Origin of the sequence: Nocardiopsis sp. EMB25 (assembly GCF_026797795.1) — a bacterium.
In the GTDB taxonomy this organism is placed as follows: Bacteria; Actinomycetota; Actinomycetes; order Streptosporangiales; family Streptosporangiaceae; genus Nocardiopsis; species Nocardiopsis lucentensis.
Genome location: NZ_JAMTDN010000001.1, coordinates 1,538,191 through 1,551,728, shown reverse-complemented (window position 1 = coordinate 1,551,728; position 13,538 = coordinate 1,538,191). Strand labels below are relative to the sequence as shown.

The window sequence follows — 13,538 nt, the reverse complement described above, 5'->3', positions numbered from 1 at the left end:
GATCCTCTCCGCTCCGCCCGACGTCACAGAAGTGGACAGGCCGCGTTCCGGCGGCTCCCCCACCCTCGGACAGGCGCGCACGATGACCACTCCGCTCGGTTCCTCGGACCCCGAACGCATCGGTCCCTACACACTTTCGGCCCGTATCGACGGCGGCGGCCAGGGCATGGTCTACCTGGGCCACGCTCAGGACGGCACGCCCGCCGCCGTCAAGGTCCTGACTCCGTCCTGGGGTGACGACACGCGCCAGCGCGCGCGGTTCGCCCAGGAGTTGGCGGCGGCCCGCAGGGTCGCGCCGTTCTGCACGGCCGCGGTCCTGGACGCCGACATGGACGGCCCGGTGCCCTACATCGCCAGCGAGTACGTCCCCGGCCCGACCCTGCGCTCGGCGGTGCGCGACGGGGGCCCGCGCGAGGGCGCGGTGCTGGACCGGCTGGCGATCGCCACGGTCACGGCGCTGACGGCGGTGCACGAGGCCGGGGTGGTGCACCGCGACGTCAAGCCGGGCAACGTCATCCTCGGTCCGGACGGGCCCCGGGTGATCGACTTCGGCATCGCCCGCCTGGACGACGCCACGCGGCACACCACGGGTGTGGTGGGCACACCGGCCTACATGTCACCCGAGCAGGTCCGGGGCCAGACGGTGGGACCGGCCAGCGACGTGTTCTCCTGGGCCGCCGTGATCGCCTTCGCGGCCACGGGGCGGCACGCCTTCCCCGGGGAGACCACGATGGAGGTGGTCGACCGGGTACTGCGCGACGCGCCGGACCTGGAGGGTGTCCCCGACCGGCTGCGCCCGGTGCTGGAGCGCTGTATGGACAAGGATCCCGCGGCCCGCCCCCGGGCCGTGGACGTGCTGGGCACGCTGCTTGGCACCGGCCCCGCCACGGCGCCCCTGGCGCCGACCGCCGTGCTGGAACAGGCGGCCACGCTGGTCGACGAGGGGACGGCGGTCATCCGTCCGGTGCCCGGTCCCACGGAGCCGTTGCCGGGCGTGGCCTGGGCGCCCCCGCCGGCGGGCGAGGTCACCGACGACGGCCCCTGGGCACGTGGCGCCCCGCGTGGCACGCCCCCGGGGAACGCGTCCGGAAGCGACACCACCTCACGTGAGCGGACCACGCGCGGTGGGGCCCCGATCGGTGTTCCCGTGGGCGGCACGGCCGCGGAGGGCACGGCAGCGGACGCCGCGGGGGCGAACGAGACCCACGCGGGTGACACGGTCCGGGGGGACGGGTCACCGCGGGACGGGGACGATCCGGTCACGGGGGCGTCGACCCCCCGGCGCCTCCCCCGGCGTTCCGGCGGTCGTCGGCGCGGGCACGGGGCGTATGGCGGTGGCCTGACCCGGGCCGCCGCCACCGTGGTCATGGTCGCGCTCGGTGCCCTGCTGCTGGTGGCCTACAGCCAGGGCGGGTTCCCCGAGATCGTTCCCACCGGTTCCACCCCCTCCGACGCTCCGGTCGAGGTTCCGGCGACCGTCGAGGAAGGGGAGCCGGTCGGCGAGGTGGACCAGGTCGGCGACCAGGGAACCGCGGACCAGGAGCCCGTGGAGGAGGGTACGGACGACCCCGCCGAGGGGGCGGGCACGGACTGCGCCGCCGACCCCCACGCGCCAGGCTGCCCCTCGGAGGAACCCTGCGTCGCCGACGACTGCTCCGGGAGCGGGGAGGGGACCGACGATCCCAGCGACGACCCGACCGACGGCGGCACCGACGGCGGGGAGGACCCCGGCGACGACCCGAGCGGGGACCCCGGGGACGGGACCGGCACCGGGGAGGACCCGGGGGACGGGACCGGGGGCGAGGACCCCGGTGAGGACCCCGGGGGCGAGGACCCGGGCGAGGGCGGGGGCGGGGACCCCTCGCCTCCCACGCTCGACGAACCCGCCTTCGAGCCGGTCTGGCCCGTGCCCGGCGACTGACCGGCCGAGGTTCGGTAAGGACATGACACGGCGCGCGTGTCGACCCGTTGGTCGGCGCGCGCGCCGTCTATTTCTTTGACACGGGTGAACCCCCGACCTATGTTGTCAATGACAACTTTACGCCTCGACCAGGGACGGCCACATGGACCTGGAAGTCAACGGCTCACCCGCCCCGGCTTCGGACACGCCGGGCGCGACCGCCGCCGAGCACATCCGCGACCGGCTCGGGTTGACCGGCACCAAGATCGCGTGCGGGGACGGGGTGTGCGGCGCCTGCACCGTGCTGCTCGACGGCTCGCCCACCGTCTCCTGCCTCCTGCCCGCCGACGCGCTGCCCGGTCGCCGCGTGACGACGGTGGAGGGCCTGGGCGGAACCCATCCGGTCCAGCGCGCCTTCGCCGCCCACGACGGCCTCCAGTGCGGCTACTGCACGCCGGGATTCGTCGTGGAGGCGGCCGCGTTCACCGACGCCTGGCGCGCCGAGCACGGCGACGTGCGCCCCGACCGCGACACCGTCGCCGACGCCCTGTCCGGCCACCTGTGCCGGTGCGGCGCCTACGAGGGGATCTTCTCCGCCGTGGCCGCCGCCTGCGCCGGGGAGTTCGACACCGAGCCCGAGCAGGACCCGCCGCGCGCCGACGCCCCGGACAAGGTCACCGGTCGCGCGAGGTTCACCGTCGACCGCACGCCGCCGGGGTGTTGGGAGAGCGTGTTCGTCCGCTCGGCCCTTCCCCACGCCCGGATCCGCTCCGTCGACCCGGCTGGGGCGCGCACGGAGTCCGGAACCGGTCCGGACACCGCGCCGGTGCTCGTCGACCTGCTGGGCGAGGAGCGCGTCGTGCGCTACGCGGGCCAGCCGATCGCCGTCGTGGCCGCGCCCACCGGTGCCGAGGCGCGAGCCGCCGCCGAGGCGGTGCGCGTGGACTACGACCCGCTGCCCGCGGTCTTGACCCGGGAAGCGGCCCTGGCACCCGGCGCTCCCATGCTCTACCCCACGAAGGAGGAGCAGAAGGCGGCTCCCGCCTACGCCGAGGGGGTGGCGATGCCCGCGTCCTGGCGCGGCAACCTCCGGGGCCCGTTCACACTCGGCTGGCGCCGTGGCACCGCCCTCAAACGGCTGCGCGCGGCCGGACGCGCGAACGACCCCCGCCTGGTCGCGGAGGAGTACACCACCTCCGCCCAGCTGCACACCTCGTTGGAACCGCACGCGTGCGTGGCCGACTGGGCCGCCGACGGCCACCTGACCATGTACATGTCCACCCAGGCGGTCAGCGAGATAGCCACCGCGGTCGCCGAACGCTGGGGCCTGCCCCGCGACCGGGTACGCGTGATCACCGAGTACGTGGGCGGCGGGTTCGGCGCCAAGGCGTCCCTGTCGACCGACATCGTGGCCTCGGTCGAGCTGTCCAGGCTCGCCCAGGCCCCGGTACGCGTCGCGTTCACCCGCGCCGAGGAGCTGACCGACGCCGGATACCGGCCCGGCACCCGCACCCGCGTGGCGCTGCTCGCCGACGACAAGGGCGACCTGGCGGCGATGAGCGTGGACTCCTACGGTGACGGCGGGGTGTCCTACGGGTCGATGACCGCCATGCTCGCGGCGTTGATGTACGGGCGCACCCCCCGCCGGACGCGGGACTACGACGTGGTGACCAACCACCCGCCGGGTTCCCCGTTCCGCGGCCCGGGCGGACCGCCGATGGCCTTCGCCCTGGAACAGGCGGTGGACGAGATGGCGGACCGCCTGGGCGAGGACCCGCTGAGCCTGCGGCGGCGCTGGGACGGCAACGCCCGTCGCAAGGCCCTGTACGACAAGGTCGCCACCCTGCCGCTGTGGACCGACCGTCCCCGAGGCAGGCGCACCGGCCGGTTCCGCCGAGGCGTGGGACTGGCCGCGAGCAACTGGCTGTTCGTCGTCAGCCCGCAGTCGAAGGTGGAGCTGACGGTCGAGAACGGCACGGTGGTGGTCAGGTCGGCCACCCAGGACATCGGCACCGGTATCCGCACGATCCTGCGCGACGTGGTCGCCGACCGGCTCGGAGCGCCGCCGTCGTCGCTGCGGGTGGAGATCGGCGACAGCGACTCGGTGCACGGCTCCGGCGCGGGCGGCAGCAGGACCACCAACTCCATGGGCCCGGCCGCCGCCGAGGCCGCCGACGCACTGCGTTCGGCGCTGCGCGAGCACTCGACGCGGATCCCGGCCGCCGGCCCCGTCCCGGAGCTGGCGCTGAAGGAGGCGCTCGCCGCGGCGGACGGGGTCCGCGTGGTCGGCGGACGGAACCTGGACCGCTGGGAGCGGATGTCCACGCTCCTGTCCGGCGGCGGGGACATGGCGATGGGCCGGGGGCTCATCGGCGCCGTCCACGTCATGGAGGTGGAGGTCGACACCCTGCTCGGGCGGGTGCGGCCGACCAACTGCTGGGCCGGGATCGCGGCCGGCCGGATCTACTCCGAGCGCCTGGCCCGCAACCAGTGCGAGGGCGCGGTGGTCCAGGGCGTGGGCTACGCGCTGTTCGAGGAACGGCGCGACGACCCCGCCACCGGGGCGGTGCTGACCCAGAACATGGAGGACTACCGCATCCCGGGACTGGGTGACGTGCCCGAGACCGAGGTGTACTTCCACGAGCAGGGCTACGAGCACGTGCCCGGAGGCGGCGTGGGGTTGGGCGAGGTCTCCACCGTCGGCGTGTCCGCGGCCGTGGCCAACGCCGTGTTCGACGCCACCGGCTGGCGCCCGCGCGACCTGCCCATCCGCCCGGACCGACTGATCGAGGGACTGCGATGACCACGACGCGACCGAGTGACCTGGACACCGCCCTGGCCGGGCTGGAGGCGACGGGGGCCCGGCCCCGGGCCGGGGGCACCGACCTGACCGCGTGCCTGGCCCACGGGGTGCTCGCCCCGGGACCGGTGGTGGACCTGACCGGGGTCCCGACCCTGCGCGGGATCGACTGGAGGAAGGACGGATCAGCCCGGGTGGGCGCGCTGACCAGCGTGCACGAGCTGTCCGCCGACCCCCGGCTGCGCGAGGCCTACCCCGCCCTGGCGCGCACGGCGGGGGCCCTGGCCACACCCCAGATCCGCGGGGCGGCCACCCTGGGCGGCAACCTCCTCCAGCGCAACCGGTGCTGGTACCTGCGCAACCCGGCCTTCGACTGCTTCCAGACCGGCGGCGACTCCTGCCCCGCCCGGGAGGGCGACCACCTGCTCGGGGTCGTGGTGGACCAGGGCCCGTGCGTGGCCCCACACCCGTCGACGGTGGCCGTGGCCCTGGTGGCCTACGACGCCGTGGCGGAGATCGCGGGCGACGGGACCGGGGACGGAGCCGGAACCCGTGAGCGACCGGTGGCGGAGCTGTACGACGCGACCGACCCCGCCCGGGACCACGTCCTGGACCCGTCGCAGGTGCTGGTGGCGGTGTCGCTGCCCGCGCCGACACCCGGTGAGCGGGCCGCCTACCTGCGGGCGACCGGGCGCTCACGCGCCGAGTGGCCGCTCGTGGAGGCGACGGTCCGCCTGGCGTGCGCGGACGGCGGCGAGGGGCCGGTGGAGTCGGCGGCGGTCGCGGTCGGGGGCGTGGCACGCACCCCGCTCCGGTTGCCCGAGGTGGAGAACGCGCTGGTCGGAGCGCTCCCCGGAGCCGAACCGGACGCGGCGGTCGACGAGGCGCTGGAGGGGCTGGCAGACCTGTGCTCCCCGCTGCCCGGCACCCGGTACAAGGTCCCCCTGCTCCGGGACACCGTCCGCGCCGGGGTCGAGCAGGCCCTGGGCTTCGCGCGGGCCTGACGCGCGGTCCCGGCCCCGGGTCGGCCCCGCCAGGAGCCGGCCCGGGGCCGCCGCTCAGTACCGGGTGCCGACGGCGGTGGGCAGGTCGTCGAGTTCGCGCAGGTCCTCAGGGGTCAGGTCGAGGTCGGCGGCTCCAGCGTTGTCGTGCAGGTAGGCCGACTTCTTCGTGCCGGGGATGGGGATGACGTGGTCGCCCTGGGCGAGGGTCCAGGCGATCGCGACCCGGGCGGGCGTGGTGCCGTGCCGCTCGGCGACGCGCCGCACCACATCCACGAGGGCCTGGTTGCGGCGGATGGCCTCCTCCTGGAAGCGCGGCTGGCGGGCGCGCAGGTCGCCTTCCTCCAGGCCCTCGGCGGTGACCGTACCGGTGAGGAAGCCGCGTCCCAGCGGGGAGAAGGGGACGAAGACCGCGCCGTGCTCGGCACACCAGCCGACGACGTCACCGGGGCCTTCGCCGTCGTTGGCCACACCCCCGAAGCCGCCCGCGCTGCCACCCGCGGCGCCCTGGGCGTCGCGGGTCCACAGCGACAGCTCCGACTGGATCGCCGCGACGGGGTGGACGGCGTGCGCCTCGTCGGCCTGGGCGCGGGTGACCTCCGACAGCCCGAGGTGGCCGACCTTGCCCTGGGCGACCAGTTCGGCCATGGCGCCCCAGGTCTCGGCGAGGGGGACCTCGGGGTCGACGCGGTGGAGGTAGTACAGGTCGACGCTGTCGGTGCCCAGGCGGCGCAGGCTCTCGTCGAGGGAGCGGCGGACGTGGTCGGGTCCGCCGTCCCGGTGCATGGCCAGGGTCGCGGCGTCGTCCATGACCAGACCGGTCTTGGTGGCCAAAACGACCCGGTCGCGGATGCCCTTGAGCGCGCGGCCCGCCAGTTCCTCGTTGTGGCCGCCGCCGTAGACCTGGGCGGTGTCGAGGAAGGTCACACCGAGGTCGACGGCCTCGCGGATCAGCTCCACCGACCGGGCGTCATCGCGTTCGGAGGCCGAGTAGGCCCAGCTCATGCCCATGAGGCCGAGCCCGACCCGGCCGACCGGTCTCCCCTGGAACTCGCGTGTGCGCATGTGGCTCGCCTTCCGTCACTTCAGCGGTGCGCGGGGCCGGGGCGGTGGGTCCGTGGGGCGCGCGTCCCGTCCCCCGCGCGTGAGGGGGTCTGCGGCGCGAACACTACCACCCGAGGCGTTCGACATCTGAATACCATCAGCATGCGAACGACTGGCCGTAGCCGAACCCGACCCCGTGGGCGCCCCGATGTCCGCGAGTGCTCAGGAGGCGAAGGGCCGAGCGAAACCGGACTAGTCTCCGGTGGGGATGGGAAGCCCCGTCAGGTCGAGGCCCCCCGTCGGCTCTCCGTCACCGTGAAACATCCACAGGGAGCCCGGGGCCCCCGCGTCCGGCCCGGTGCCTGCCGGGCTCGGGCGCACGATCACGTCGGCCAGACCGTCACCGTCGGCGTCGAGTGCCCGGATCCGGGTGCCGGGCCAGCGGTAGTGGTCGAACCGGTCCATCTCCGCGGGCGGGGGGACGGGCGCCCCGGCCTCCTCCGCGCCGTATCGGAGTGCGCCGTCCCCGCTGAGCCCCTCGGGGCCGCCCCTGAGTACCACGACGTCCCCGGCGTCGAAGGGCGCGTCCGAGGCGGGGCGCATCACCGCGGCCACGACGTCCGTGTACCCGTCGCCGTCCACGTCCCCCGCGGCGAGTTCGTGGGCGAACTGGTCACCGTCGAACGACGCCCCCGGCACGCCTTCACTGTCCAGGTTCAGGGGAGTGCTCCGCTCACCCGGACCGCTCTCGGAGCCGTACACGACCACGACCTCGCCGGGGATGTACGGCGGGTTCTCGACGCTGCCGCCGATGTCCCGCAACACCAGATCGCCGTACCCGTCGCCGTTGACGTCGGCGACCGTGCCCTGGTCCGCCGTCGGGAGCGGTTCGGCGCCCTCGTACTCCTCGAACCCGTCGGCCGACCCCAGCCAGACCCGGGTCGGGTGGGCCATCTCCTCGAAGGAGGCGAAACCGATCAGGTCCGTCACACCGTCGCCGTTCACGTCACCGGAGGTCAGCCTGAGCTCGTCACCGCCCTGCCCGCTGGGCACGTCGCCCACGCGATCGGGTTCCCACTCCCGGGAGAAGGGGCCGTACAGGAGACCGAACCCTCCCGCCCCCATGTCAGCGTTGGGGTCGAGGCGAACGAGGTCGGGGTACCCGTCGCCGTCGAAGTCGCCGACGGCGTCCACGTAGCCGGACGGGACGTCCGCCCCGAGTGGGACTCCCGCACCGAGACCCTCCGCGCTCCCCCACAGCAGGATCGGCCCCCGCTCCCCGGCCCCCTGGTCTCCAGCGTTGACGACCAGGTCGGTGAACCCGTCACCGTCCAGGTCCCCGGTGAGGGTACCGGGGCTGAGCCAGGTGCGGCCGCCGAACCGGTCGTCCTCCGCGACCGCTCCCGGCACGCCCTCGTCGGCGCGGGAGATCACCCGGGCCGACGAGAGGTCGGGACCGTCGGCCGAACCGGGGACGACGGCGACGACCCCGGCGTTCGGTCTCCCGTCGACCTCGGCACCGGGCAGACCGAGGACCAGGTCGTCGAACCCGTCGCCGTCGAAGTCCACCCGTGAGAGTCGGGACGGCCCGGGGGACGGCCGCTCCTCCGGCGGGGCTTCCTCGTCCGGTGCCCCGCATCCGGCGACGGTCAGGGCGAGCACGGCGGCGGTGGCCCTGACACGGGCGCGGGGAGCGGGGGGCATCGGGTCCTTTTCCGGATCAGCCGCGCAGCAGCGCCTGGTGGGCCAGCTCCCGGCACACGACCGCGAAGTCCAGCCCGGCCGAGGCCGCCGCCATCGGGAAGGTCGAGGTCTCGGTGAGGCCGGGGGCGACGTTGGTCTCCAGGAAGGTGACCCGGCCGTCCTCGCCGACGATGAGGTCGGTGCGCGACAGGTCGCGCAGCCCCAGCACGCGGTGGGCGGTCAGGGCGACCTCGGTGGCGGCCGCGACGGCGTCGGCGTCCAGACGGGCCGGGCAGAAGAACTCGGTGCGCCCGGCGGTGTAGCGCGCCGCGTAGTCGTAGACCCCGCCGTCGGGCACGATCTCCACCGGCGGCAGCGCCACGGGGCCCTCGCCCGTGTCGAGCACGCCCACCGCCAGCTCGGTGCCCTGGATCTGCTCCTCCACGAGCGCGGAGTCGCTGTAGGCGAAGCAGGACACCAGGGCGGCGGACAGGTCGTGCAGCGTCGTGACCGGCGCGGCGCCGAACGCCGAGCCGCCCCGGTCGGGCTTGACGAACAGGGGCAGGCCCAGGCGGTCGGCCATGCGCGCCAGCAGCGCTGGGGCGCCCAGGTCGTGGAAGGCCGACTTGGGCAGGGTCGCCCCGCGCGGGACGCGCACCCCCTCGGCCGCCAGCAGCGCCTTGGCCGTGGGCTTGGAGTAGGCCAGGCGGCACGCGTCCGGGCGGGCCCCCACGTAGGGCACCCCCACCAGCTCCAGGACCTCGCGGATCGCGCCGTCCTCGCCCGCCGCGCCGTGCAGGACGGGGAAGACCACCTGTGGCGGGTCGTCGGACAGCCGGTCCAGGAGGGCGGCGTCGACGTCGGCGACCTGGACCTCCACGTCCAGTCGGCGCAGCGCCTCGGCGACGCCGCGCCCGGAGTGGACGCTCACCTCGTGTTCGGGGGACAGTCCCCCGGCGAGAACGAGAACGCGGTCAAGGTCTGCCACGGCGCGGACCTCCTCATGTGGTGCTGGCATAGTGCGGGTGCCCTTACGGAAAGGGGGTCAGGGCAGGTCGGGGGCGGGGGCCTGGTGGCCCTCTGTGGGCGGGGCCAGGGTGCTGCCGAAGGTATCACGCAGGTCGAGTTCGCCCTCGATCGCTCCGACGAGGCGGCGCACGCCCTCCCGGATCTGCTCCGGGGTCGGATAGCAGAAGCTCAGCCGCATGTCGGCGCGGCCGCGGCCGTCGGCGAAGAAGCCGGTCCCCGGGACGTAGGCGACGCGCTCGGCCACGGCTCGGGGCAGCATGGCCTTGGCGTCGATGCCCTCGGGCAGGGTGGCCCAGACGAAGAAGCCGCCCTCGGGCCGGGTCCAGGTGCACCCGGCGGGCATCATCGCCTCGAGGGCGCCGAGCATGGCGTCGCGGCGCTCGCCGTACATGGTGTTGAACGTCTTGATCTGCTCGCGCCAGGGGAAGGTGCGCAGGTAGCGGCGCACGACCAGCTGGTTGAACGTGGAGTGGCTGAGCATCGCCGACTCGGCGGCCAGGACCAGCTTGGCGCGCACGGGCGCGGGGGCCAGCGCCCAGCCGATGCGCAGTCCGGGCGAGAGGGTCTTGGACAGCGATCCGAGGTAGATGACGTTGCCCGTGCCCTGGGCGTAGAGGGTGGGCTGGGGGTCGCCGTCGTAGCGCAGCAGGCCGTAGGGGTTGTCCTCGACCACGAGCACGTCGTGGCGCTCGCAGATCTCCAGGACCCGGGCGCGGCGCTCGGCGGTCATGGTGATGCCCGCCGGGTTCTGGAAGTTGGGGATGGTGTAGAAGAACTTCACCCTGCGGCCCTCGCGCGCGGCGCGGGTGAGCGCCTCGTCGAGTTCCTCGGGCAGGACGCCGTTCTCGTCCATGGCCACGTGGCGGATGTCGGCCTGGAAGGCGGCGAAGGTGTTGATGGCGGTGACGTAGGTGGGCGCCTCGCACAGGACGACGTCGCCGGGGTCGACGAAGACGCGGGTGATGAGGTCGAGGGCCTGCTGGGAGCCGACGGTGACGATGACGTCGTCGGGGCTGGCGGTGATGCCCTCCAGCGTCATGTAGTCGCAGATCTGCTCGCGCAGGACGGGGTCGCCCTGGGCGGATCCGTACTGGAGGGCGGCCGGGCCCTCCTCGGCGACCACGTCGCGGACGAGTTCGCCGATCTGGTCGAGCGGGAGCGCCGCGACGTTGGGCATGCCTCCGGCCAGGGAGACGACCTCGGGCCGGGACGCGACGGCGAAGAGTGCGCGGACCTCCGATGCGACCATGCCCTGTGCTCGGTGTGCGTAGCGGCCGAGGTGCGGGTCGATGCGCGAGCCTTGTACGGGCTGCTGGTCTCGGTGGTCAGCGGACACGGTCCACCTCCGGAAGGAAGGTCGGTCGGGTGGCCCACGGGTGGAACGCGGGGCCGGTCGCGGTCCCCTGTTCGACGCCATGCGCCGCCCCCTGGTTCACACGGCGCCCCGGGCGGTGCCGGAACGCGTGCGACGGTCGGGTCGGGTGGTCCGGGCGTGTTCCCGGACCGGTAAATGCACCGAGTGTAGCCCAGCGGGGTTTCGCCTCCGCCACGAGCTGCCCGTTTCGCGCCGTTCGCCACACACGCGGTGCCCGTCCGGTCGTGGACCGGAGTTCGTGGTCCGTTCGAGCCGTGTCCCCGGGAAGGTACCCACACTCGGCACGGATGGCGCACCCCGATGACCAGAACATGAAGCACTTTTTCACCTATTGCCGCGAGTCGGACATAGGGCACATAGCAAACATCAGTGACATTGGTCTCGTGGGACACCTCCGGGTGCACACGTACCCGGCCCGGCGACCCAGGGGGAAGTATGAGAGTCCGCGCCACCGCCGTCCTCACTCCGCTGGCCTGTCTGGCCCTGGCGGGTGTGCTCACGACCGCCTGCTCCACCGACGACGCACGCGTGGAACGGGCGCGGGCCGCGAGGGAGGAGATGGCGCGGGCCGCCGGCGCACTGTCGGTCACGGCCCTGCGCCCCGCGGCCGAACGTGCCTTCGCCCGTGCGGGGCACCCGATCGACGGGGTCCTGACCTGTGCGAACGAACCGCCGATCACCCCCTCGGGCAGCGAGGCGGACCAACGGTCGGCGGAGGCCGACGAACGGGCGGAGCACGGGACCGATGAAAGGACCGTGCGAGTGCACTGCACGGGCACGACCCGCGACGGGGAGAGCGTGCGCTTCGAGGGACGCCTCAGTCCACGGACCCTGGCCGAGCGGGAGACGGGCGACGAGGGGCTGCGGGGAGCGTTCAACGGAAGCGTCGGCGGCGCCGAGGTCTTCGCGATGGACTGCTTCCAGTGCGCGCCCGCTCTGGCGGGGGACACCGCCGGGGCGACGGAGCGCGAGGCGGGCGGGGCCGGAACCGCCGAAGACCCCGTCTCCTCCGGGGAGTTCGGGGGCCAGCCCCGGTGACGAGGTGACGGCGCGCCCCCGAGGAGCCACCTCGGGGGCACGCCGTGCGGTCGGTGCGTCCAGGGAGCTCCCCCCGTCACCCTGGACCACCTGCGGTCCGCTCGCGCGTTCGTCTCCGCCTGGCAACCCCCCTCAAGGCTCCGATGGCCGCGAACGCCGCGCACACCGTGCTGTTCCGTGCCGCGCCCTCTCACGCCCGGCACGGACGGCCGTGCGGACCGCGTGAGAACAGTCCACACCATCCCCGCCGACCAGGCAACGGTTGCACTAGGTTGCGACCCCCCCACCCGTCGCGACGAACCCGGGGCATCCCGGGTCGGCCAGCCTGAGGGCGCGTACCCCGGGGGCGAGCGAGCCGGGCAACAGGTCCACGCGCTCACTCGGCCACCCGACCCGCACCTGGACCTCCTCGCTGAAACGGTAGGGGCGGCTCTCCACGATGCCGCCCAGGTGACGCCTGAGCCGGGACAGCTCGGCGCGCACGGTCACCACGTTGCCCGCGGCCCCGAACACGTCCTCGGACAGCTGGGCCGCCGTGCGCCCCTCCCGGTGAACGGCCAGGATCAGCAGGAGTTCGGCGTGGCGAGGGGTGAGCCGGTGCGTCCACTCGCCGCTGGGACCGGCGACGGTGACCGCGGGGGAGGCCGCCCGGGACAGCTCCAGCGTGACCGTCGTGGGCGCGGCCGACTCCTCCGAGCGGGGGCGGACCAGCCAGCCACCGGGCAGCGGTTCGAGCGTGCACTCGCCCAGGGCGGGCAGCCAGGCGGCGCCGTTCTCGCGTTGGGTGGGCAGCAGCACGCGGCGGACCGGGTCCATGTGCACGGCGGCCGCGGTCCATCCGGCCTCGTCCACGACCAGGGCGGGCCCGGCCATCCGGGCGAGCATGGGCGCGGCCACCGTCCGCAGCCGTTCCAGGTGTTCGTGGTGGATGCTCTGCAGGTGCGCCTCGGCCAGCTGGGCGACCGTGTTCACCAGGGCCAGGGTGGAGGGGTGGATGGTCGAGACCGGCCCGGTGACGTCGATCGCGCCGAGCAGCCGCCCGTCGCGCGGATCGTGGATCGGCGCGCAGGCGCAGGTGAGGGCATGCAGGTTGCGAACGAAGTGCTCGGCCGAGTACACCTGCACGGGCCTGCCCACGACCAGCGCGGTTCCGATGGCGTTGGTCCCGGTGTTGCCCTCGTTCCAGTAGGCCCCCTCGATGAGGCCCACCCGGTCGCCGACCGTGCGCACGCGGTGGGACCCGTCGCGCCACAGGATCTGGCCGGCGGCGTCGGTGACGAGCATGATGTGCTCGGCTTCGTCGGCGACCGAGACCAGGGACCTGCGGATGAGGGGCAGTACCTCGGCGATCGGCGAGGCCGTCCGGGTCCGGTGGAGTTCGTCGGGAAGGGCCATGCGCGGCGGAGGCCCGCTGTCGGGGTCGATTCCGAAGCGGCGCATGCGTGTCCAGGAGTCCTCGATGACCGGCCTGAGGGAGGCCGGAGCGGGTCGGCCGTTGAGGGCCGCCTCGTGCACCTGGCTCAGGAGCTTGGCGTGTTCACGGGCGTCGACCCCGGCGGGAAGGGCCGTGTCCAGAGGGGGAAACGACATTTGAGTCCCATTCCTCACGTTCTCTGCGGAGTCCACCAGTGTCCAGCGTTGACCGTGAGCGGGGTGGCCGGACGCGGA

Annotated in this window: 9 protein-coding genes; 4 read left to right on the top strand and 5 right to left on the bottom strand. The window is 74.1% G+C overall.

The features are described from left to right. Window positions 1-82 precede the first annotated feature (82 nt). The 3 genes from KIK06_RS06715 (at window position 83) to KIK06_RS06705 (ending at window position 5,704) form a co-directional block, all read left to right on the top strand. Window positions 83-1,921 (top strand): serine/threonine-protein kinase, encoded by a 1,839-nt coding sequence (locus tag KIK06_RS06715; RefSeq protein ID WP_268642434.1) that lies wholly within the window; start codon window positions 83-85, stop codon window positions 1,919-1,921. Window positions 1,922-2,063: 142 nt separating this feature from the next. Next, a complete protein-coding gene (locus tag KIK06_RS06710) occupies window positions 2,064-4,703 on the top strand; it encodes a molybdopterin-dependent oxidoreductase (RefSeq protein ID WP_268642433.1) in 2,640 nt (879 codons plus the stop codon). Next, window positions 4,700-5,704 (top strand): FAD binding domain-containing protein, encoded by a 1,005-nt coding sequence (locus KIK06_RS06705; RefSeq protein ID WP_268642431.1) that lies wholly within the window; start codon window positions 4,700-4,702, stop codon window positions 5,702-5,704. Before KIK06_RS06710 ends, KIK06_RS06705 begins: the two co-directional genes overlap by 4 nt. Before the next feature lie 54 nt (window positions 5,705-5,758). On the opposite strand, the gene KIK06_RS06700 is transcribed toward KIK06_RS06705, so the two are convergent. The 4 genes from KIK06_RS06700 to KIK06_RS06685 all read right to left on the bottom strand — a co-directional run bounded on the left by KIK06_RS06700 (window position 5,759) and on the right by KIK06_RS06685 (window position 10,706). After that, on the bottom strand, window positions 5,759-6,766 hold the full coding sequence (locus KIK06_RS06700) for an aldo/keto reductase (protein WP_268642428.1): 1,008 nt from the start codon (window positions 6,764-6,766) through the stop codon (window positions 5,759-5,761). 231 nt (window positions 6,767-6,997) lie between these two features. Beyond that, a complete protein-coding gene (locus tag KIK06_RS06695) occupies window positions 6,998-8,449 on the bottom strand; it encodes an FG-GAP repeat domain-containing protein (RefSeq protein WP_268642427.1) in 1,452 nt (483 codons plus the stop codon). Window positions 8,450-8,465: 16 nt separating this feature from the next. After that, entirely contained in the window at window positions 8,466-9,416 is a 951-nt protein-coding gene (locus KIK06_RS06690; RefSeq protein WP_268642426.1) for a D-alanine--D-alanine ligase family protein, read from the bottom strand. Between the two features lie 57 nt (window positions 9,417-9,473). Further along, window positions 9,474-10,706: an aminotransferase-like domain-containing protein gene (locus KIK06_RS06685; RefSeq protein ID WP_268645873.1), complete on the bottom strand. Its 1,233-nt coding sequence runs from the start codon at window positions 10,704-10,706 to the stop codon at window positions 9,474-9,476. Window positions 10,707-11,267: 561 nt separating this feature from the next. On the opposite strand from KIK06_RS06685, the gene KIK06_RS06680 reads away from it, so the two are divergent. Next, complete coding sequence (locus KIK06_RS06680) at window positions 11,268-11,870, top strand: hypothetical protein (RefSeq protein ID WP_268642425.1); 603 nt, start codon at window positions 11,268-11,270, stop codon at window positions 11,868-11,870. 267 nt (window positions 11,871-12,137) lie between these two features. Here KIK06_RS06680 and KIK06_RS06675 read toward each other — a convergent pair whose 3' ends face one another. Next, window positions 12,138-13,460, bottom strand: a complete 1,323-nt coding sequence (locus KIK06_RS06675) for a helix-turn-helix domain-containing protein (RefSeq protein ID WP_268642424.1) — start codon at window positions 13,458-13,460, stop codon at window positions 12,138-12,140. Window positions 13,461-13,538 lie beyond the last annotated feature (78 nt).

Coding starts and splice junctions, on each gene's coding strand:
- KIK06_RS06715 (WP_268642434.1), top strand. CDS start 83: ATGACCACTCCGCTCGGTTCCTCGGACCCCGAACGCATCGGTCCCTAC.
- KIK06_RS06710 (WP_268642433.1), top strand. CDS start 2,064: ATGGACCTGGAAGTCAACGGCTCACCCGCCCCGGCTTCGGACACGCCG.
- KIK06_RS06705 (WP_268642431.1), top strand. CDS start 4,700: ATGACCACGACGCGACCGAGTGACCTGGACACCGCCCTGGCCGGGCTG.
- KIK06_RS06700 (WP_268642428.1), bottom strand. CDS start 6,766: ATGCGCACACGCGAGTTCCAGGGGAGACCGGTCGGCCGGGTCGGGCTC.
- KIK06_RS06695 (WP_268642427.1), bottom strand. CDS start 8,449: ATGCCCCCCGCTCCCCGCGCCCGTGTCAGGGCCACCGCCGCCGTGCTC.
- KIK06_RS06685 (WP_268645873.1), bottom strand. CDS start 10,706: ATGGTCGCATCGGAGGTCCGCGCACTCTTCGCCGTCGCGTCCCGGCCC.
- KIK06_RS06680 (WP_268642425.1), top strand. CDS start 11,268: ATGAGAGTCCGCGCCACCGCCGTCCTCACTCCGCTGGCCTGTCTGGCC.
- KIK06_RS06675 (WP_268642424.1), bottom strand. CDS start 13,460: ATGTCGTTTCCCCCTCTGGACACGGCCCTTCCCGCCGGGGTCGACGCC.